The 19,452-nt window shown below is 62.5% G+C and carries 20 protein-coding genes; 11 read left to right on the forward strand and 9 right to left on the reverse strand.

The genetic code is table 11. The annotated features are described in order from the left end of the window. The first annotated feature begins 24 nt into the window (after positions 1-24). On the forward strand, positions 25-906 hold the full coding sequence (locus HOY34_RS03615; RefSeq protein WP_172360030.1) for an N-formylglutamate amidohydrolase: 882 nt from the start codon (positions 25-27) through the stop codon (positions 904-906). A gap of 72 nt (positions 907-978) precedes the next feature. Here the strand turns inward: HOY34_RS03615 and HOY34_RS03620 are convergent, their stop codons facing one another. The 3 genes from HOY34_RS03620 to HOY34_RS03630 form a co-directional block, all read right to left on the reverse strand. Beyond that, positions 979-1,296, reverse strand: a complete 318-nt coding sequence (locus tag HOY34_RS03620; protein WP_172359950.1) for an H-NS histone family protein — start codon at positions 1,294-1,296, stop codon at positions 979-981. Between the two features lie 64 nt (positions 1,297-1,360). After that, positions 1,361-1,915 (reverse strand): ActR/PrrA/RegA family redox response regulator transcription factor, encoded by a 555-nt coding sequence (locus HOY34_RS03625; RefSeq protein WP_172359951.1) that lies wholly within the window; start codon positions 1,913-1,915, stop codon positions 1,361-1,363. A gap of 70 nt (positions 1,916-1,985) precedes the next feature. After that, positions 1,986-2,609 carry an SCO family protein gene (locus HOY34_RS03630; RefSeq protein WP_172359952.1) on the reverse strand — a complete coding sequence of 208 codons (624 nt, stop codon included), beginning with the start codon at positions 2,607-2,609 and terminating at the stop codon, positions 1,986-1,988. Positions 2,610-2,747: 138 nt separating this feature from the next. Between HOY34_RS03630 and regB the strand changes: the two genes are divergently transcribed. Both regB and HOY34_RS03640 read left to right on the forward strand, forming a co-directional pair. Beyond that, complete coding sequence (gene regB, locus HOY34_RS03635) at positions 2,748-4,148, forward strand: sensor histidine kinase RegB (protein WP_172359953.1); 1,401 nt, start codon at positions 2,748-2,750, stop codon at positions 4,146-4,148. 152 nt (positions 4,149-4,300) lie between these two features. After that, entirely contained in the window at positions 4,301-5,950 is a 1,650-nt protein-coding gene (locus HOY34_RS03640; RefSeq protein WP_172359954.1) for a PAS-domain containing protein, read from the forward strand. A 20-nt stretch (positions 5,951-5,970) separates the two neighbouring features. Here HOY34_RS03640 and HOY34_RS03645 read toward each other — a convergent pair whose 3' ends face one another. Genes HOY34_RS03645 through HOY34_RS03655 form a run of 3 tightly spaced genes read right to left on the reverse strand, consistent with a single transcriptional unit; the run spans position 5,971 to position 8,301 of the window. Next, complete coding sequence (locus tag HOY34_RS03645) at positions 5,971-6,597, reverse strand: Smr/MutS family protein (protein WP_172359955.1); 627 nt, start codon at positions 6,595-6,597, stop codon at positions 5,971-5,973. A 1-nt stretch (position 6,598) separates the two neighbouring features. Continuing rightward, positions 6,599-7,630 (reverse strand): murein transglycosylase A, encoded by a 1,032-nt coding sequence (mltA, locus tag HOY34_RS03650; protein ID WP_172359956.1) that lies wholly within the window; start codon positions 7,628-7,630, stop codon positions 6,599-6,601. Positions 7,631-7,638: 8 nt separating this feature from the next. After that, entirely contained in the window at positions 7,639-8,301 is a 663-nt protein-coding gene (locus HOY34_RS03655) for a Tim44/TimA family putative adaptor protein (protein WP_172359957.1), read from the reverse strand. Positions 8,302-8,470: 169 nt separating this feature from the next. Between HOY34_RS03655 and HOY34_RS03660 the strand changes: the two genes are divergently transcribed. Together HOY34_RS03660 and secB are read left to right on the forward strand one after the other, a co-directional pair. Then, complete coding sequence (locus HOY34_RS03660) at positions 8,471-8,992, forward strand: FxsA family protein (RefSeq protein WP_172359958.1); 522 nt, start codon at positions 8,471-8,473, stop codon at positions 8,990-8,992. A 147-nt stretch (positions 8,993-9,139) separates the two neighbouring features. Continuing rightward, positions 9,140-9,631, forward strand: coding sequence for a protein-export chaperone SecB (gene secB / locus HOY34_RS03665; RefSeq protein ID WP_172359959.1), 492 nt, complete (start codon positions 9,140-9,142; stop codon positions 9,629-9,631). A gap of 114 nt (positions 9,632-9,745) precedes the next feature. Here secB and rlmH read toward each other — a convergent pair whose 3' ends face one another. Then, positions 9,746-10,216, reverse strand: a complete 471-nt coding sequence (gene rlmH, locus HOY34_RS03670) for a 23S rRNA (pseudouridine(1915)-N(3))-methyltransferase RlmH (protein ID WP_172359960.1) — start codon at positions 10,214-10,216, stop codon at positions 9,746-9,748. Positions 10,217-10,231: 15 nt separating this feature from the next. Continuing rightward, positions 10,232-10,567 (reverse strand): ribosome silencing factor, encoded by a 336-nt coding sequence (gene rsfS / locus HOY34_RS03675; RefSeq protein WP_495553235.1) that lies wholly within the window; start codon positions 10,565-10,567, stop codon positions 10,232-10,234. Positions 10,568-10,832: 265 nt separating this feature from the next. On the opposite strand from rsfS, the gene HOY34_RS03680 reads away from it, so the two are divergent. The 6 genes from HOY34_RS03680 (at position 10,833) to HOY34_RS03705 (ending at position 16,376) form a co-directional block, all read left to right on the forward strand. Then, positions 10,833-11,207 carry a DUF6404 family protein gene (locus tag HOY34_RS03680; protein ID WP_172359962.1) on the forward strand — a complete coding sequence of 125 codons (375 nt, stop codon included), beginning with the start codon at positions 10,833-10,835 and terminating at the stop codon, positions 11,205-11,207. 291 nt (positions 11,208-11,498) lie between these two features. After that, positions 11,499-12,932 (forward strand): 3-isopropylmalate dehydratase large subunit, encoded by a 1,434-nt coding sequence (gene leuC, locus HOY34_RS03685; protein WP_172359963.1) that lies wholly within the window; start codon positions 11,499-11,501, stop codon positions 12,930-12,932. A gap of 28 nt (positions 12,933-12,960) precedes the next feature. After that, entirely contained in the window at positions 12,961-13,482 is a 522-nt protein-coding gene (locus HOY34_RS03690; RefSeq protein WP_172359964.1) for an HdeD family acid-resistance protein, read from the forward strand. A 9-nt stretch (positions 13,483-13,491) separates the two neighbouring features. Then, positions 13,492-14,097: a 3-isopropylmalate dehydratase small subunit gene (gene leuD / locus HOY34_RS03695; RefSeq protein WP_172359965.1), complete on the forward strand. Its 606-nt coding sequence runs from the start codon at positions 13,492-13,494 to the stop codon at positions 14,095-14,097. A 339-nt stretch (positions 14,098-14,436) separates the two neighbouring features. Continuing rightward, positions 14,437-15,264 (forward strand): hypothetical protein, encoded by an 828-nt coding sequence (locus tag HOY34_RS21985; RefSeq protein WP_172360032.1) that lies wholly within the window; start codon positions 14,437-14,439, stop codon positions 15,262-15,264. Positions 15,265-15,338: 74 nt separating this feature from the next. Continuing rightward, a complete protein-coding gene (locus HOY34_RS03705; RefSeq protein ID WP_366926911.1) occupies positions 15,339-16,376 on the forward strand; it encodes an endonuclease/exonuclease/phosphatase family protein in 1,038 nt (345 codons plus the stop codon). Here HOY34_RS03705 and HOY34_RS03710 read toward each other — a convergent pair. After that, complete coding sequence (locus HOY34_RS03710) at positions 16,345-19,449, reverse strand: multidrug efflux RND transporter permease subunit (protein WP_172359966.1); 3,105 nt, start codon at positions 19,447-19,449, stop codon at positions 16,345-16,347. The genes HOY34_RS03705 and HOY34_RS03710 overlap by 32 nt on opposite strands. Positions 19,450-19,452 lie beyond the last annotated feature (3 nt).

Consider the following 19,452-nt stretch of genomic DNA (forward strand, 5'->3'; position numbering starts at 1 on the left):
GCCGAGGTCCGTTTGCCTGGAATCATCTCTCATCCGTCGTTTGAGCTGCATCTGCCTGCGCCGCAGACCAGCCCTTACGTGTTTTCCTCGCCGCACTCGGGGCGCGAATACCTGCCCACCTTCCTGAGCCAGACCCGGCTGGACGCGCATATGATCCGCTCATCCGAGGATGCGTTTATCGACCAACTCTTTGATTGCGCACCAAAAATGGGCGCACCCTTGCTGCTGGCACGTGCACCGCGGGCCTATATCGACCTCAATCGCGGCCCTGATGAGCTGGATCCGGCGGTGATCGAGGGGGCCGAGCGCCCGGCCCATAATCCGCGAATCTCTTCGGGGCTGGGGGTGATTCCCCGCGTGGTCTCAGGCGGCAGGGCGATTTACACCGGCAAGATCAGCCGCGCCGAGGCGGAGGGGCGCCTGCGCGATTGCTGGCACCCCTGGCACGACCGCCTGCGCGGGCTGATCAACGACACCCACAGCCAGTTTGGCGAGGCGATTCTGATCGACTGCCATTCGATGCCCCATGAAGCGATAGAGCTGCAGGCGAACAAAGGCATGCCCGCGCCGCAAATCGTGCTGGGCGACCGCTTTGGGGCAGCAGCCTCCCGTGCGGTGGTTGACAGGGTTGCGGCCGCCTTTGAGACGGCGGGCCTGCGCGTCAGCCGCAATATGCCCTTTGCCGGGGCCTATATCACCCAGGCCTATGGCCGCCCGTCGCGGCAGGTCCACGCGGTTCAGATCGAGATCGACCGCAGGCTCTACATGGATGAAGCCCGGATCGAGCCCCACGCCGATTTTCCAGGATTTCGAAATCTGATCAATGGCGTAATCGCCGAGATCATCGGAACGAACAGCGCATCCGGCATGCCGTTGGACACTGACAGCCCACTTGCGGCGGAATGAACCCACCCGGAAATAAGGAAAGGCAGAGCGCCTGAACGCCCTGCCTTTTCAAAATGCGATCAGCTGCGCCTGTCAGATCAGCAGATCGGATTCGGATTTGCCACCAGCCAGCGCTGCAGCAAACCAACGCGGCTTGCGGCCACGGCCCGACCAGGTCTCAGCGGGATTTGCCGGATTGGCATATTTCGCCTCGACTGCGGCCCGCTTGCGCGGTGCGGCGGTTCCGGTCAGCTCTGCCAGTGAAGCAAAGCCCAGTTCGCGTGCGGCTTCGTCCAGCTTGGACAGAGCCTCTTTCTTGCGACGATCCTCAAAGGTTGCAATCGCCCGTGCAACACGGGTTTGCAACGATTTCAGCTCTTTGAGATCAAGCGTATTAAGGTCGAGTTCCATTGAATGCTCCTGCGTATCAACGCGGCCTGCTTAAAGCATATTCCAATTCACGCAAAGCAGGCATTTATTTTGGGCTACGTTTCGCCAGGATTCTTTGCAAAGTTCTGCGATGCATGTTCAGTCTGCGGGCCGTTTCGGAAACATTCCGGTCGCACATTTCGTAAACGCGCTGAATATGTTCCCAGCGAACGCGATCCGCCGACATCGGATTTTCGGGCGGCGCAGGCAGAGCCTCGCCATTTGCCAGCAGCGCATTGGTAACATCATCGGCATCAGCAGGCTTTGACAGGTAATCAATCGCGCCGATTTTTACCGCCGCCACCGCAGTCGCAATCGCGCCATAACCCGTCAGCACCACGATCCGGCAATCGGGGCGCTTTTCGCGCAATGTTTCAACGACATCGAGGCCATTCCCGTCCTCAAGCCGCAGATCGACCACCGCATAGGCGGGCGGGCGGGTCTGCGCGATCAGCTTGCCAATCGCCACGCTTTCCGCCGTTTCAGTAACAAAGCCGCGCTTTTCCATCGCCTTTGCCAGGCGCTTTACAAAGGGCTCGTCATCATCGACCAAAAGCAGCGTGCGATCTGGCCCCGGTTCGGCGTTCAGCTCAGCGGACATCTTCATACTCCTGAGTAACACGCCCCGGATCGGGGCCCGAATGATCTGCGGTAAAGACCTGCGTCCGGCCTCAGCCCGTCACATCCATCATGCAGCTTACCCCTTTTGCGATCTGCGCAGGAGTCGCCTCGCGGCGATAGAAATCGGCAAATCCGGTTTCCGGCAGCATCAGATAGGTAAAGGTCGAATGGTCGACGAGATAATAGTCGTCATTCGCCTTTTGTGATTTGTAATAAACCCGATAGGCCTTTGCCGCCGCCGCAATCTGCTCGGCCGAGCCGGTCAGACCAAGGGCTGTTTCACTGAAAGCCTCTGCATAATCGCCGACCACCTTTTCGGTATCGCGTTCGGGATCAATGGTAATAAAGACCAGATCCACATCACGGCCCTGTTCTTTCAGCAAATCCACCGCCTCGGCATTTCTCGACATGTCAAACGGGCAAACATCGGGGCAGAATGTATAGCCGAAATAGACCAGGGTCGGACGGGTGATTGCTTCCTTCTCGGTAACAGTCGCGCCATTCTTGTCCAGCAGGGAAAACGGGCCGCCAATATCTGCGCCGCCGACATTGCCCTCGCGGCATTGTGCCAGCGGATCGCCCTGATCCTGGCGCGCGAACCAGATATACCCCGCGCTGCCGCCGATCAGAGCCGCCAATGCGGCCGCCGCTGCAATTGCGTAAATCCTGCTCATCGCTTTCTCCACATTCGCGCAATCGGGCACCGGCAGAGCGGGTAACTGATCGACTGTAATGATCGGGCCTCTGGCCCATTGATCCCTTTGAAATCGGGTCGTAACAAGAATTACCACACGAGAAAAGGCGTATCCGCAATGCGACAAATCGCGGGCTTTGGCCTGTTGGCGGGCAGCTCGGCCCATGATCGGGTCTGGCTGCGAACCCTGATCCTGATCCGCTGGCTGGCGATCTGTGGCCAGCTGGCAGCGATCACACTGGTCTCAGAGGGCTTTGGCTTCGATCTGCCGCTGGGCCTTTGCTTTCTCGCCGTCGGCGCCTCGGTCATCGTCAATCTGGTGGTGACGGTGGTTTTCCCCGGCAACCGCCGCCTGTCGGAAACCGGGGCGCTGCTGTCCTTGCTGTTTGACACCGCGCAGCTGGGGTTTCTGGTCTATGTGACCGGCGGGCTGACCAATCCCTTTGCGCTTTTGTTCATCGCGCCGGTCACCATCTCGGCCTCGGTGCTGTCGGTCGGGCCGACGCTGATCCTGGGCGCGGTCTCTATCGCGGCGGTCAGCCTCCTGGCGCAGTTCAATCATCCGATCACCATGCAAAGCGGCGCGGCGCTTGAGATCCCGCAGCTGTTCAACTTTGGTTTCTGGGCCGCGATTGTGGTCGGCATCCTGTTTCTTGGCATCTATGCCCGCCGGATCGCCCGCGAAAGCCGGGCCCTGTCAGACGCGCTGCTGGCAACGCAGATGGCGCTCGCGCGCGAGCAGAAGCTGACCGATCTGGGCGGCGTGGTCGCCGCCGCCGCGCATGAGCTGGGCACGCCGCTTGCCACCATCAAACTGGTCTCGGCCGAGCTGATGGACGAGCTTTCCGACCAGCCAGAACTTTTGGCCGATGCCCGCCTGATCCGCGAACAGGCCGACCGCTGCCGTGACATCCTGCGCGGCATGGGCCGGGCCGGGAATGATGATCTGCAGCTGCGCCAGACGCCGCTTTCCGCGCTGCTGCGCGAGGCTGCAGAGCCGCATCTGAACCGCGGCAAAGAGCTGATCTTCGAACAGGCCCCCGGCAATGACGCCGCAGCCGGCAAAGGCCGCGAGCCCCTGGTGCGCCGCCGCCCCGAGATCATCCACGGGCTGCGCAACCTGATCCAGAATGCGGTCGATTTCGCCCAAAGCCGGGTCTGGATCCGCTATAGCTGGAACGAGCGCGAGATCCTGCTCAGCATCGTCGATGACGGCCCGGGCTATCCCCCCAATATCATCAACCGCATCGGCGACCCCTTCGTGCGCGAACGGCGCAGCGATCAGGATCTGACCCATCGCCCCGAATATGAGGGCATGGGCCTGGGCCTTTTCATCGCCAAAACCCTGCTGGAACGCACCGGGGCCAGCCTGACCTTCACCAATGCCCATGATCCGTTTCAGCCCGGCACAGATCGCAACGGGCGTTCCGGCGCATTGGTAGAGCTGCGCTGGAAAAGCGCCGATCTGCTGGCCCCCAGCACGCAGCCGGGTGCCGCTAATGCGCCAATCCCGATCTGAGCGGCGGCAGCTCGGTTGCCGCCCCCGATTGCCGCCCCCGATTACCGCCCATGACAGAGACAATGGCGCGAAATCAGCGCTGATCGCAGTTAACCCCGCATTAACCGCTCGCACCGTAGAGTTTTCATCATGATGTGATGGTGCGGACAGATATGGAAGCTGACTGGATCCTGTCAATCGGGCTGGTGCTGACGGCGGCGCTGATCGCCATGGCCTGCCTTCTCTTCATGGCCGCGATGCAATCGCGTGCGCCGGCTGCGGCTTCGGTCTTTGGCAGCCGCCTGGCTGAGACGGTGTTCATCTTCGATGGCGAGGCGCTGGTCGATGCGACCCCGCCCGCCCGGGCGCTGATTGCCAATGGTGTCGAATCGGGGGGGCCGTGGTTTCGCGCCCTCTCCCGGCTGGAACCGATGTTCCCAGGCCTTCACACCAGGCTGGAAGGGCTGCAGCGTGAGGGGCGTTTTGTTCTGTGTTCACGCGAGGATGTCAGCCCGCCGCTGGTGCTGCGGGCCGAATATATCGGTGGCCTGACGCGGCTGACCCTGGTTGATGGCGACGGAGAGGCCGCCAGCCCCGGCTCTGACGGCCTGGCCGAGCTGGCCCTGAAAGATGAGCTGGCGCATCTGCATGACACGCTTGCGCGCGCGCCGCTGCCCGTCTGGCGCGAAACCGCCGAGGGCGAGGTGATCTGGGCCAATGGCCCCTATCTCGCCGCCGCCGCCGAACAGCTGGAGCCGGGGAAAGAGCTGACCTGGCCGCTGCCGATCATTTTCCCCCAGGTCGCTGCGCAGGCCGACAACAGCGCGATATCGCAGCCGCATTCTGCCAAAGACGCCCTTTCACGACCCAGGCCCGCCCCGGCTGCAACCCGCGCCTCGCTTACGCTTGGTGAGACAACCTGCTGGTATGACATCCAAAGCCGCCCATTGGCCGGGCGTGGCCCTGGCAGCGGGCGGCTGTGTTATGCGCTGCCCGCAGATGGCCTGGTCGCCGCCGAAAACAGCCTGCATGAGTTTACGCAGACCCTGGCAAAGACCTTTGCGCAGCTGCCGATCGGCCTGGCTATTTTCGACAAGACGCGGGTTTTACAGATGTTCAACCCCGCGCTTCTGGACCTGACCGGCCTGCCGATCGAGTTTCTGATCGCCCGCCCCAGCCTGCCCGCCATGCTGGATACCTTGCGCGAAACCTCGATGCTGCCAGAGCCGAAGGACTATCGCTCCTGGCGCCGCCAGATGGCCGAGATGGAAAAAGCCGCCGCCGAGGGCCTTTTTGAGGAAACCTGGGCGCTGCCATCGGGCCATACCTGGCGCGTCACCGGGCGCCCCCATCCAAATGGGGCGCTGGCCTTCATGGTTGAGGATATTTCAACCGAAATGACGCGCACCCGCCGCTACCGCGCCGATCTGGAACTGGGTCAGGCGGTGATTGACGGCTTGCCCGATGCGGTTGTGGTCTTTGCCCAGGATGGCTCGGTCGCGCTGGCGAATGCTGCGGCCACCCGGCTTTGGGGCCAGAACCCACTTGCCGGAAGCGATGGCAGCCCGGGCGGCAAAGCCATTCACCGCTGGCGCGAAAAGACCGCGCCGACGCTGTTATGGGGCGATCTGGAGCAGTTTATCGGCCTGTTTGGCACCCGTGAGGCCTGGGATGGCGAATTGCGGATGCTGGATGGAAGGTTGCTCAGCTGCCGCGTGGCCCCGATGCCGCATGGCGCAACGCTGGTCACCTTCCGAACAGCCGAGCCTCCGGCGTTAAGTGACGGCTCAGAAGAGGGCGGCCGCGCTATGCTGATCGCCTGACAATCCTGTGCGGCCCGGGCTTAGCCCCGGCGCAGCCAGACATAAAACGCGCCCGCGCCCCCGTGGCGCAGATGGGCCTCGAGCACTTCCTGCACGACGGCGCTTAGTGGGGGCAGCCGCAGCCAATGCGGCACCTGATGACGCAGGGCGCCGGTGGGGCGGGGAACCGGCTCATAGATCTGCTTGCCCTTGCCGGTAATCACCAGCACCAGCCGCTTGCCCGAGGCCTGAGAATGCATCAGAAAACCGATCAACGCCGGATGCGCCCCCGCCAGTGTCATACCATGCAGGTCAATACGGGCCTCAGGTGCCAGCTTGCCCCGCAGCATCTTGCGATGCAGCCCCGCATCCAGCCGCAGGGGCGCGGGCGAGCCATTGGTCAGGCTGGCAGGCAAAGAGATACTGGCGGAAGGTGCGGCGCGTTCGCCAAGGCGAAAGGGCTTTGAGGCGGGCAGCGGCCAGTCGGTGCCAGTTTTACCAAATGCAGCCCCCGGCGCAGCCGTCGGGCCGGGCAGACCCTCTTGCGGGATATGCGCCTCACGTTCGATGTCCTCGGCAATATCAGAGCCGCGCATCGGGCGCAGCGTTCGTGCGACCGCCTGCCAAAGCTCGCGCTCTTCGGGCCTCAGCTGTCTGCGCCGCGCCATCTTAATTCCCGCCCGTCAGTGCCCAGGCGCGGTCGATAGGCAAAAGTTGCACCATTCGCCCGCCATCGCGCACAATCCCGGCGGCATCACCTGCCGCACCGCCATAGCCAAAGAAGATATCCGCCCGCTGCGCCCCTTTGATCGCACCGCCGGTATCCTGCGCCACCATCAGCCGCTGCAGGGGCGCACGCCCCGCTTTCTCAATCCAGACCGGCGCGCCCAGCGGCACGAAGGCCGGATCAACCGCCAGCGAGCGCATCGGCGTGATCGATTTTCCCATCGCGCCAATTGGCCCTTTTTCAGCAGGCAAATCCCTTATCCTGCGAAAGAAAATATATGAGGGATTGTGGTTCAGCAGCTCATTCCCCAGGCCCGGGTTGCGGCGCACAAAACTCTGGATGGTCTGCGCGGAAACCTGATGCGCCGCATAAATTCCGCGCCGCACCATTTCCTGCCCGACAGAGCGATAGGCATGCCCGTTTCGCCCCGCATAGCCCAGGCGGATCACCGAGCCATCGGTCATCTTCACCCGGCCAGAGCCCTGAATATGCAGGAAAAACACCTCGACCGGGTCGTCGATCCAGGCGATCTCCAGCCCTCTGCCCGCCAATGCCCCTGCCTCAATCTGCTCGCGGCTGTAATAGACGCTGCCATCGGTCAGTTCAGGCGGACGGCGATAAAGCGGCCAGGCATAGGTGGGGGTGCGCACCGCAGAGCCGTTCAGTTCCGGTTCATAATAGCCGGTGAACAGCGCGGGCGGCTTGCCGATAATCACCGGACGGAACAGCAGCTCAAAGAATGCCCGCGCCGAGGCATCGTCCTTTGGCACATCACCGGCCAGCTTGCAGACCGGCCGCCACCAGGGGGCATCCAGCTGGGCGCAGGTGACCAGAAAGGCCTCAAGCGCCTCAAGCTGGCCGCCTTCGCGCCAGCCATTCAGCGCCTCGAAGTCGACCATCTCGGCATGCGCATCCTCTGCGCCCGTCACCGCCGCCATCCCGACCAGAAGTGCGAAAAGCAGCCGCCGCAACATGGCATCCCTCAGTCGCCGGTGGCGACCAGCTGCCAGTTTGGATCATCCGCGCCCATCTTGCGGGCAAAGACCCAGACATCGCGCTGCCGTTTGACGCTTTTCGCATCGCCCTCAATGATCGTGCCGCTTTTGTCACGCACCACCGAAGTCAGCTCGCCGACAAAGCGCACTGTCAGCTCGGCAAAGCCGGTCACCTTGTCGAAAGTGGCATCCTGCAGCACCATTTCCTTCAGGCCGATGAAATTCGCCTCGACGGTCAGGCCGCGCGCCTCACGGGCTTTGATCACCTCATCAAAGCTGGCTTCGACCTCATCGCCAAGGAAGGCGCGCACCGGATCCAGCTCGCCGCGCTCGAATGCCATCAGGATCATCTCATAGGCCTGGCGGGCCCCGCTGAGGAAGGGTGTCAGCACGAAAGACGGCTCTGCCGCTTTCATCGCGATCAGGGCCTTTGCCGCTTCACTGTCAGCCGCCACATGGTCGGTGATGTCCTGATCGGCACCACCTTCGATCACCTGGAACTCTTGCCGGGCAGCCGGACGCCCCTCTTCGGGCGGCAGGGCCGGCGGTTTCTCAAACCCGTCCCGCGTCCCCAGCACCGAGCGGAGCTTGAGGATCAGGAAAATTGCGACCCCGGCAAGCACCAGGAGCTGAATCAACGCATTGTTCATCGGCTATCCCATGACATGTCGCCCCCATCCTTTCGGTGAGCCTGCACGGGCAATCAATGGCCCGGGCTGGTCACGAGAGGCTTGGGAAGGCGCGATTGTTCTCTTATGTAGGTTTTACCCGCCCGCAAGTAAACCTTGCCGCACCGAAGCAGTCGCATGAGGACAAAAAATGCCGCGAATTTTGCTCTTTCTGGCCTGGCCACTGGCTGAGATCGGTCTTTTCGTGATTATCGGCGGGGAAATCGGCCTCTGGCCGACACTGGCCTGGGTTGTATTAACGGCACTTGTCGGAATTGTGATCCTGCGGTTTGAAGCCGCGCGAGGGGCGGGACTGATCCGCAGTGGGCTGAGCGGCACTGCGATCTCGCAGGGCGGCGCAATCGGCGATCCGATCAGGGGGCTGATGCGGGCGCTGGCCGGGGTGCTGCTGGTGCTGCCGGGCTTTCTGACCGACGCCCTGGGCATTTTGCTGCTGCTGCCGCCGGTCCAGGCCCTGATGCGCAACCTGGTGACCGCCAAACTCGGCACCCTCAACGCACGCGGCTTTGCCGCCGGGCAGTCGCCCTTTGGCGCCCCCCGCGCGGGCAGCACGAACGACGGCCGCGACGACAGCACAATCGATGGCGAATGGATTGAGCTGCCGCCAGAGGCAAACCGCAACCGCCCCTCACGCTGGACGGAGCCCGAGTAACAGCCAAACGGAAAACCCGTCACAGATCCGGCCAGAGACATTGAGCGCCGCCCCCGCCTCTGCTAGGGGAGGGCGGTATCATTGACGGGCGCGGCCTCTGCCACATCGGCAGCGTAACAGGTGCCGCCCCTTTTCAGGAGGATTTCCATGGCGGAAGAAACACCGGCCGCAGGCGCAAACGGCACCGCAGCACCCCAGGTGCGGATGCAGGTTCTGGCGCAATATATCCGCGACCTCAGCTTTGAGAATGTCGTGGTGCAAAAAGGCCTCGCCGGGGTCGAAGTCCAGCCCGACGTCCAGGTCGCGGTCAGCCTTGACGCCCGCAAGCGCCCCGCAGATCATCAGTTCGAAGTGATCACCAAATTCAAGGTCACCTCGAAGAACAAGAACAATGACGAGACGCTGTTCCTGCTGGAACTGGAATATGCCGGCACTTTCCATATCGAGGGCGTGCCCGAAGATCAGATGCACCCCTTCCTGCTGATCGAATGCCCGCGTCTGCTGTTCCCCTTCGTGCGGCGCATCATCTCTGACATCACCCGCGACGGTGGCTTCCCGCCGCTGAACATCGACAACGTCGACTTCCTCGCGCTTTATCGCCAGGAAATCGCCCGCCGTCAGGCCCAGCCCGCAAACTGAGGCTTTCGCGGATCAGGGTTTCCGCAAACCGAGACATAAAAGGGCGCCCGGCACAGATGATGCGGGCGCCCTTTTTCTTTGATCTGGCAGATTTCTGTGGTCTGCATAGCAGGTTCAGACCCGGTGATAAGGCCCGCCCGCAAGGATGGTCGCGGCGCGGTAAAGCTGCTCGGCCAGCATCACCCGCACCAGCATATGCGGCCAGACCATCTGCCCAAAACTCAGCGAATGATCGGCCCGCGCCCGCAGATCCGGGTGGATACCATCGGCGCCACCGATCACAAAAGCCAGATCCTGCCGCCCCGCATCGCGCCATTTCGCCAAAAGCGCCGCGAAATCGGGCGAGGACATCTGGCGCCCACGCTCATCCATCGTGCAGATCAGCGCCCCTGTGGGAATGGCCCGTGACAAAAGCGCAGCCTCGGCCTCCATGCCGCCGCCCTTTTTATCCTCGACCTCAAGCGCGCTGGCGGGGCCAAGCGCCAGCGCCCGCCCCTGTTTGCCAAAGCGATCCAGATAATCGTCGATCAGGGTGCGCTCGGGCGAGGCCCGCAGCCGCCCGACCACGCAAAGATGCACGCGCACAGCCTGACCCCGCGCTTACAGGGTGCGGGCTGCGCCGACCTGGCCGCTGGGCAGCCACATTTTTTCCAGCTGATAGAATTCACGAACCTCGGGACGGAACACGTGAACGATCACGTCTCCGGTGTCGATCAGCACCCAGTCGCCGGTCTCTTTGCCTTCCATCCGCGAGATGATGCGGAAGGCGTCTTTGAGACGCTCGGACAGTTTTTCGGCAATCGCAGCCACCTGGCGCGACGAACGGCCAGAGCAGATCACCATATAGTCAGCAACATCCGAGCGGCCGCGCAGATCAATCAGCACGACATCTTCGGCCTTGTCATCCTCAACCGAGGCCATGACAGCGTCACGCACGGCATCCGAGCTGAATTCCGTTTGCGCCGGACGTCCGGCACGCGGGGCGACCGGCAGGCCGGTCACAGGGTCAGTATGGGACAGGGAAGTGTCCTCCAAATCAGCGCGCAAGCCCCGCGCCGGGCGTTTCCACATCAGAATAGCACCCAAAGCGGGCAATCTCAACGCCAGGGCGAGCCAAAGCCGGAAAATCTCCCTGATTGCAGCGTGAATTTGACAGATTTTCAGGGCTTCATCACAGAGTTCACGATTGCAGAGCGTCCGAATGGCATCCCCGGAACACAACGAAAAGCTCGCCCTCGCCCTCGAACTGGGTGAAAGGCTCGGCATCAGCCGCGCACAGATGCTTCCGCCTTTCTTGCGCATTTGTAACCGGATCGGCCTGCCGGTCAGACCTTTACACTATATGCCGACATGGCTTCTGCTGTCATTCTTGGCAGCCACATTGGGTTTTCTGTTTTTCGGCCTTTGGTGGGCCCTCAGCCTCTTTGATCTCGAAGGTCATCGCAAACTCGGCTGGGTTTACAGGGTTGGCCCGGCAAGCACTGCAGCCCTTGGCGCATTTCTGGGCGGCGCACTGACGGTTTTCATCCGGATACAAAGCCTTAGCCGTGATCTGCCACGCTGGCGCGATCTTTGACCTCACCCCGGCCCCGGGCCCTCAACCCGGACCATTTCTCCGCAGCCCAGCTCTGCACCGGCATGATGCGGCAATCCTTGATTACGCCGGGATTCGGGCGTAAATAAGCGGCTATGAACGGGTTCATCTATTTCAACATCACCGACCACGCACGCCTTCCGGCGCGTTTTTTCGGCGCGACCCGCAACATTCTCGCACGTCTTTGACGCGGCGGGCCGGATTTCCCGACCCTGACGCCGCGCGAGTTTGTGACACCGAATCTCCGAAAAGCTATCCCAAAAGGTGAGAGCCATGACTGCTCCTAATCCTGCCGCACCCAGAACCCTCTATGACAAGATCTGGGATGATCACGTCGTAGACACCTCTGATGACGGCACCTGCCTGCTTTATATCGACCGCCACCTGGTGCATGAGGTCACCAGCCCGCAGGCCTTTGAGGGGCTGCGTATGAGCGGCCGCAAGGTTCGTGCGCCGGAAAAAACCATCGCCGTGCCCGACCACAACGTGCCGACGACCGAGGGCCGCGAGACCCATATCGACAACGAAGAATCCCGCATTCAGGTGAATGCGCTGGACAAAAACGCCCGCGAATTCGGCGTGGTCTATTACCCGGTGACCGATGTGCGCCAGGGGATCGTCCATATCGTCGGCCCGGAACAGGGCTGGACGCTGCCGGGCATGACAGTGGTCTGCGGTGACAGCCATACCGCGACGCATGGCGCCTTTGGCAGCCTTGCACATGGGATCGGCACCTCTGAGGTCGAGCATGTTCTGGCGACGCAGACGCTGATCCAGAAGAAATCGAAGAATATGAAGGTCGAGATCACCGGCAAGCTGCTGCCGGGCGTGACCGCGAAAGACATCACCCTTGCGGTGATCGGCGAGGCCGGAACCGCAGGCGGCACCGGCTATGTCATTGAATATTGCGGCGAAGCGATCCGCGATCTGTCAATGGAAGGCCGGATGACGGTCTGCAACATGGCCATCGAGGGTGGCGCCCGCGCTGGCCTGATCGCGCCCGATGAAAAGACCTTCGCCTATTGCATGGGCCGCCCCCATGCGCCCAAAGGCGCCAAATGGGAGGCCGCGGTCGCCTATTGGAAGACCCTTTTCACCGACGAGGGCGCGCATTTCGACAAGGTCATCACCATCAAGGGCGAGGATATCGCCCCGGTCGTGACCTGGGGCACCAGCCCCGAGGATGTGCTGCCGATCTCTGCCACCGTGCCTTTCGCCACTGACTTCCAGGGCGGCAAGGTCGAGGCGGCACAGCGCTCGATCGACTATATGGGCCTGACGCCTGGCATGAAGCTGACCGATGTGAAGGTTGACGCGGTGTTCATCGGGTCCTGCACCAATGGCCGGATTGAAGACCTGCGCGCTGCAGCCGCGATCCTGAAGGGCAAAAAGCTGGCCCCGGGCGTGCGCGGCATGGTCGTGCCGGGCTCTGGCCTTGTGCGACTGCAGGCCGAGGAAGAGGGCCTGGCACAGATCTTCACCGATGCGGGCTTTGAATGGCGTCTGGCCGGGTGCTCGATGTGCCTGGGCATGAACCCCGACCAGCTGGCCCCGGGCGAGCGCTGCGCCGCCACCTCGAACCGCAATTTCGAGGGCCGGATGGGCCGTGGCGGGCGCACGCATCTGATGTCGCCCGTAATGGCGGCGGCGGCGGCAATTACCGGACACCTGACCGATATTCGTGATATCATGGCCGAAACCGTCTGAATTCACAAAGTCGAAAGGATTACGAGTCATGAAGGGTTCTACCGCCAGCATCGTTGCAGGTGCGCTTGCATTCATCGCGGGCCTTATCGCGCTTATCTTCCCGCTGCCCGCCTCGCTGGCGGTCACGGTTTTCGTGGGCGTGGCCTTTCTGGTCGCGGGCGCCCTGGGCCTGTTCGCAGCTTTCAGCGACAGCGAGATGCCCTCGCGCGGCTGGGTGATGCTTTTTGCGCTGATGCAGCTGATCCTGGGCGTCTGGCTGCTGGCCAATCCGCTGGCAGGCCTGATCTCGCTGACCATCATGGCGGGCGCTTTGTTCTTCGCCACCGGCGTTTTGCGTCTGGTCTGGGCCTTCCGGCTTGGGGTCAGTGCTGGGCAAAGCTTCTGGGTCCTGATCCTCTCGGCGCTTTTGTCGATCGGCCTTGGTCTTTACGTGCTGTTCTTCCTGCCCGCTGCCAGCGCGATCCTGCTTGGAACCCTGCTTGCCATCGAACTGATTTCCGTCGGCGTCGCCCTGATTGCGATGGGCGTCGCGCTGAAAAAACTCCAATAGGCAATCCCAATGGATAAATTCACCACCATCACCGGGATCGCGGCACCAATGCCGCTGGTCAATATCGACACCGATATGATCATCCCAAAGCAGTTTCTGAAGACGATCAAGCGTTCGGGCCTCGGCGTGAACCTGTTCGACGAGATGCGCTATACGCCCGATGGCAAGGAAATCCCCGATTTCGTGCTGAACCAGCCCGCCTGGCGCGAAAGCCAGATCATCGTCGCGGGTGACAACTTTGGCTGTGGCTCTTCACGCGAACATGCCCCCTGGGCGCTGCTGGATTTCGGCATCCGCTCTGTGATCTCGACCTCTTTTGCGGATATTTTCTACAATAACTGCTTCAAGAACGGCATCCTGCCGATCGTGCTGCCGCAAGAGGCGGTCGATCATCTGATGGATGACGCGCGCAAAGGGGCCAATGCCCGGATCACCGTCGATCTGGAGAACCAGACCGTGACGGCCGCAGATGGCACCGCCTTCGCCTTTGAGGTGGATGCGTTCAAAAAGCACTGCCTTCTCAACGGCCTGGACGATATTGGCCTGACGATGGAAAAGGTCTCGGCAATCGACGCCTTTGAAAAGCAGAACGCTGCTGCCCGCCCATGGGCCTGACCGGGATATAGCCGGGGCGTTACGCCCTGCGAAAGCGACCCTGCGGCGCGGCATCATGGATGCCGCGCTTTTTCATGCGCGCCGTCTGGCCTGACGTAATTTTTCTGCCGAATTAACGGATGATTTCCGCTTTTGCTCCATTCTTGCAACATCTCTGCCCTGTTTAGGTCACAGGAGTGCGCTTTGATGCGGATGATCGTTGCTTCACCGGGCGAAAGAAGGCAAATTTTGGGCAAAATTGAGGCGATCCGCCGCAATGTCGGTGGGATCATGGGAAACAGGAAGCGGCGTCGTATCGCTTCCGTCCATGTTGAGGATGTGAAGGCAGTGGTCTCACGCATGACCGGCGCATTGGTGCGCGCATTTCTGGTGATGATTCTCATCGCCACGCCCTCGGTTATTTTGCCGGGGACGGGCCCTGACACCCAACAGATGGTGGCGCTGATTGCGCTGTTTGGCGGCGTGCTGACCTTTGCCGAATATAACGCCGTCTATCCCAGCCTGATCGAGTTTCGGGATGCGCCGCCCTTTAACCGTGTGCGCTTTCTGGCCCTTTTCCTGACTGTTCTCATCCTGTCGGTCATTGAGGCCGCCAGCATCGCCCCCACCTCAATCTCTCGCCTGTTTGAGGCTATCGGCCTTTTGATCGGGCAATCTCTCGACTTTCCCTATTCGCCCGTCCGCCTGGCAACCCTGATGATGGCCGAGGGGGCAACCCCCTCAGAGCTGACAGCCGTGCGTACTGCCGCCGGAACCGCCTATATCATCTCACTGATATCACTGGCGTTTTTCGTTGTTATCTTCAAGCTGAAGGGCTGGCCGTCGCGCCATAAGGATTTCAACGTCTGGGTCAATCTGCCAACATTCGAGCCGACTGCCGGCGGCGATGTTGTTGACCGGCTGGAAAGAGACGCGCGCCTTAACCTTTCCTTAGGCTTTTTGCTGCCATTCCTGATCCCGGCGGTGGTTAATCTGGTATCCAGCGGGTTCAGCCCGGTCACACTGACCTCGCCGCAGACACTGATCTGGACGATGGCAGCATGGGCATTCATTCCGGCCTCACTTCTGATGCGCGGTGTGGCGATGGGCCGGATTGCCGCGATGATCCGCCAAAGGCGCGTTGCAAATCTGCCGCCAGGCACGCCCGGGATCGTCGCCGCCGCCTGATCACGCCCCCCCGTGCGGCGGGCTTAAGCCTGCTGATCTGGATCAGCGCGGGCTTTCTGACGCTGATCGCGCCCGTGGCAAGCGCCGAAGAGGGCAGCCTCAAACTGGTTTTATGGAATATCGGGCTGGAGCGGAAAGGCCCTGGCCTGCTCTTGCGGGATATCGCCAGCGGCAAGGATGAGCAGACCGAGGCCGCGCTGCGCGTTCTGGCCAGCCTTGATGCCGATGCAATCGTGCTGGCGGGCTTTGATTATGATCACGGGCTGATCGCCGCCAATCGCTTTGCCGACCGCCTGGCCGCAGCGGGGCCGGAATATCCCCATCTTTTCGCCCTGCGGCCCAATCGCGGCATGGCCACGGGGCTGGATCTGGATGGGGATGGTCGTCTGGGCGGGCCCGGCGATGCGCAGGGTTTTGGCTATTTCTCTGGCCAGTCGGGCATGCTGATCCTGTCCAAACTACCCATAAACCGAGGGGCTGTCCGCGATTTCAGCGCATTTCTCTGGGCCGACTTGCCTGGGGCGCTATGGCCCTCCACCCTGCCCCCCGCCGCGCGCCAACAGCTGCGCCTGTCCACGACCGGCCATTGGCAGGTGCCGCTGATCCTGCCTGATGGCGGGCGGCTGGATCTGCTGGCATGGCATGGTGCGCCGCCGGTTTTCGGGGCCGAAGGCGGGGTGAACGCACGCCGAAACCACGATGAAACCGCGTTCTGGATCGCCCTGCTTGAGGGGCGCCTGCCCGCCCCCGCCCCCGAGACCCCCTATGTGGTCATGGGTATCACAAACCTTGACCCCGAAGATGGAGACGGGCGCAAAGAAGCCATTCGCAGCCTGATTTCCCATCCAAAGCTGCAAGATCCTGCGCCCCGCAGCAGCTGGCAGCCGCCGGATGAGGCGGGCCATAGGGGGGATACAGCGCTTGATACCGCGTTTTACAAGCAAACCGGGGGCTTACGGGTCGGCGTCATTTTGCCCGATGCGGGTCTGACGGTGATTGGTGCGGGTGTTTACCGCCCTGCCCCAACGGATCCGGCAGCGGCAGATGCGGCCGCCGCCTCGCGCAGTTTTCCGGTCTGGGTCAGGCTGCGCCTGCCTTCGCCTTCCCCGTAACACGCATCACCAGCACATAAAGCGCGGGCACCATGAAAAGCGCAATCGCGGTCGAGGCGACCATCCCCCCCAACACCCCGATGCCGATGGCATGCTGCGCCGCAGCCCCCGCCCCGCTTGCCAGCGCCAACGGCAAAACCCCAAGCGCGAAGGCGAAGGATGTCATCAGAATAGGCCGCAGCCGCGCCTCGGCCGCCGCGCGGGTGGCGGCGATCAGCGCCATCCCCTGCTTTCGTCGCGCCTCGGCAAATTCCACGATCAGGATCGCGTTTCGCGCCGCAAGGCCGATGGTCGTCAGAAGGCCAACCTTGAAATAGACGTCATTCGACTGCCCAAAGCCCCAGGCCGCCAGCAACGCCCCAAGGATCCCGACCGGAACCGCCAGCATCACCGAGAACGGCACCGACCAGCTTTCATAAAGCGCCGCCAGCGCCAGGAACACCACCAGCGCCGACATGGCAAAAAGCAGCGGCGCCTGGTTTCCGGCCAGTTTTTCCTGATAGGACAGGCCGGTCCATGCAATCGCGTAGCCGCCCGGCATCTCGGCGACGATTTCCTCTAACGCCTCCATCGCGGCCCCGGTCGAGACATCCGCCCCCGGATTGGCCGAGATCGAGATCGCCCGCGTGCCGCCATAGCGGTTCAGCGTCGGCGAATTCTCTGACCAGCTTTGCGTCATGAAACTGGCGAAGGGCACCATCTCGCCATCGCGGTTGCGAGCGTGCCAGGCGTTCACATCCTCGGGCTGCATGCGGTATTCGGCGCGGCCCTGGACGATCACCGGGCGCAGCTCTGTGCCCAGCTCAAAATCATTCACCTCGCGGCCAGAAAAGATCACCGACAGCATCGAATTGACCTCAGACACCGTCAGCCCCATGGCCCTTGCGCGGCTTTGGTCGACATCAAGGCGCAGGGCCGGGCGGCGCGAGGGCTCATGCCCGCGGAACCCGGTTGCCACGCCGCGTTCCTGGGCAAGCATTGCCAGCTGCATCGCCACCTCTTCCAGCGCCGCCTGGCCATGCCCGGCCTGGTCGATCAGATAGAAGGAAATCCCGGCAGAGCTGCCGACACCCTGGATCGCAGGCGGTTGATTTACTGTGATATTTCCGGCGCGATGGCCGTTGAACTGTGCGTTCGCAATCCTCTCAAGCCGGGCGGCAGAAAGGCCGGGGCGTTCAGCAAAGGGTTTCAGCCGCACGAACAGCATCGCGGTATTCGGCCCACCACCACCCCAGACAAAGCCAAGCGCGGTCATCGCGGTGTCAACCGTCGCCCCTTCTTCCCCGGTCAGCCAGGCCGCAACCTCTTCGGTCACCGCCCGGGTCTGCGCCAGCGTCGCCCCCTCGGCCAGGCGCAGCTGCACCGTCATCATCCCCTGATCCTCTTGCGGCACGAAGGACGAGGGCAGCTGACGAAACAGCTGGAAAGAGCCCCAGCTGATCGCCACCAGGATCGCCAGAACGACAAAGGGCACCCGCATCGCCTGGGCCGAAATCGCGCCATAGCCCGTCGTCGCCCGATCCATCCCGCGATTGAAGACCCGCGCAAACCAGTTGCCGCCACTGTGATCGCGCGGCTTCAGGATCGCAGCGCACATGGCAGGCGACAGGATCAGCGCCACCGCCAGCGACAGCACCATGGCCGAGATGATGGTGACCGAGAACTGACGGTAAATCACCCCGGTCGACCCGGTCATGAAGGCCATCGGCAGGAACACCGAGGACAGCACCAGCACGATGCCGACCAGCGCCGACGAAATCTGCCCCATCGAGCGCCGCGTCGCGGTGACCGTGTCGAGGCCCGGCTCTTCCTCAAGCTGGCGCTCGACATTTTCGACGACAACGATCGCGTCATCGACCAAAAGGCCGATGGCCAGCACCATGGCAAACATGGTCAGCGTGTTGATCGAATAGCCCAGCAGCGACAGCACCCCGAATGTGCCCAAAAGCACCACCGGAATGGCGATCACCGGGATGATCGTCGCCCGCCAGCTTTGCAAAAACACCAGAATCACGATGAAAACCAGCGCCACTGCCTCGGCCAGCGTTTTCCAGACCGTCTGGATCGATTCCTCGATAAAGGGAGAGGTATCAAAGGGATAGGCCACCTCGACCCCTTCGGGGAAGGCCGGGGCCAGGGCGGCTAGCGTTTCGCGCACCCGTTTCGCCGTTTCGACCGCATTCGCGCCTGTGGCCAGCGTGACCGAGAACCCCGCCGCATTGGCCCCGTTGAACAGCGCCGAGCGGCCATAGCTGGTCTGCCCGATCTCTATCTGCGCCACATCGCCCAAAAGCACCTCGGCGCCGCCCGCCTCGACCCGCAGGCGGATCTGCGCGAACTGATCGACCGAGGAAAGCTGCGTCTGCGAGGACAGCGCGACCGTCAGCTGCTGGCCCGGCACCGCCGGATCGGCCCCCAGCGAGCCGACCGAGACGGTTGAATTCTGATCGGCAATCGCCGCCGTCACATCGGCCGCGGTGATCTGGAACTCGGCCATTTTCATCGGGTCCAGCCAGACCCGCATCGCATAGCCCGCCGAGAAACTGTCAACCGCGCCAACGCCGTCGATGCGCAAGACCGCATCTTCCACCAGCTGCGTGGTCAGATCGCCCAGCTGCAGCGTCGAATAACGGTTGTCGGGCGAGACCAGCGCCCCCACCATCAAAGAGCTTTCGCCCGCCCGCTCGACCTCGGTGCCGCGTTCGCGCACCACCAGCGGCAGGCCCGATTCCGCCAGCGAGACCTTGTTCTGCACCTGGATCTGCGCTGATTCCGCGGTGACATTGTCGCCAAAAACCAGTTCAACCCGGCTGCGCCCGGTGGCCGAAGAGCTGGAGGTCATGAACAACAGCCCATCCAGCCCGGTCATCGCATCCTCGATCACCGAAGTGACCGAGTTCTCTGTCGCCTCGGCCGAGGCGCCGGGGTAATTCGCGGTGACGCTGATGCGGATCGGGGCGATGTCGGGATATTGTTCTACCGGCAGCGACCAGACCGACCAGCCGCCAAACAGCATGGTAACGATGGCCAGAACCCAGGCGAAAACCGGGCGGGTGATGAAAAACTGCGCCATGTT

The organism is Pseudogemmobacter hezensis, assembly GCF_013155295.1.
GTDB lineage: Bacteria > Pseudomonadota > Alphaproteobacteria > Rhodobacterales > Rhodobacteraceae > Pseudogemmobacter > Pseudogemmobacter hezensis.

Coding starts and splice junctions, on each gene's coding strand:
- leuD (WP_172359965.1), top strand. CDS start 13,492: ATGGATAAATTCACCACCATCACCGGGATCGCGGCACCAATGCCGCTG.
- HOY34_RS03655 (WP_172359957.1), bottom strand. CDS start 8,301: ATGAACAATGCGTTGATTCAGCTCCTGGTGCTTGCCGGGGTCGCAATT.
- HOY34_RS03680 (WP_172359962.1), top strand. CDS start 10,833: ATGGCATCCCCGGAACACAACGAAAAGCTCGCCCTCGCCCTCGAACTG.
- HOY34_RS03710 (WP_172359966.1), bottom strand. CDS start 19,449: ATGGCGCAGTTTTTCATCACCCGCCCGGTTTTCGCCTGGGTTCTGGCC.
- HOY34_RS03620 (WP_172359950.1), bottom strand. CDS start 1,296: ATGGAACTCGACCTTAATACGCTTGATCTCAAAGAGCTGAAATCGTTG.
- HOY34_RS03625 (WP_172359951.1), bottom strand. CDS start 1,915: ATGTCCGCTGAGCTGAACGCCGAACCGGGGCCAGATCGCACGCTGCTT.
- HOY34_RS03660 (WP_172359958.1), top strand. CDS start 8,471: ATGCCGCGAATTTTGCTCTTTCTGGCCTGGCCACTGGCTGAGATCGGT.
- HOY34_RS03645 (WP_172359955.1), bottom strand. CDS start 6,597: ATGGCGCGGCGCAGACAGCTGAGGCCCGAAGAGCGCGAGCTTTGGCAG.
- leuC (WP_172359963.1), top strand. CDS start 11,499: ATGACTGCTCCTAATCCTGCCGCACCCAGAACCCTCTATGACAAGATC.
- HOY34_RS03640 (WP_172359954.1), top strand. CDS start 4,301: ATGGAAGCTGACTGGATCCTGTCAATCGGGCTGGTGCTGACGGCGGCG.
- secB (WP_172359959.1), top strand. CDS start 9,140: ATGGCGGAAGAAACACCGGCCGCAGGCGCAAACGGCACCGCAGCACCC.
- HOY34_RS03690 (WP_172359964.1), top strand. CDS start 12,961: ATGAAGGGTTCTACCGCCAGCATCGTTGCAGGTGCGCTTGCATTCATC.
- HOY34_RS21985 (WP_172360032.1), top strand. CDS start 14,437: ATGACCGGCGCATTGGTGCGCGCATTTCTGGTGATGATTCTCATCGCC.
- HOY34_RS03630 (WP_172359952.1), bottom strand. CDS start 2,609: ATGAGCAGGATTTACGCAATTGCAGCGGCGGCCGCATTGGCGGCTCTG.
- mltA (WP_172359956.1), bottom strand. CDS start 7,630: ATGTTGCGGCGGCTGCTTTTCGCACTTCTGGTCGGGATGGCGGCGGTG.
- regB (WP_172359953.1), top strand. CDS start 2,748: ATGCGACAAATCGCGGGCTTTGGCCTGTTGGCGGGCAGCTCGGCCCAT.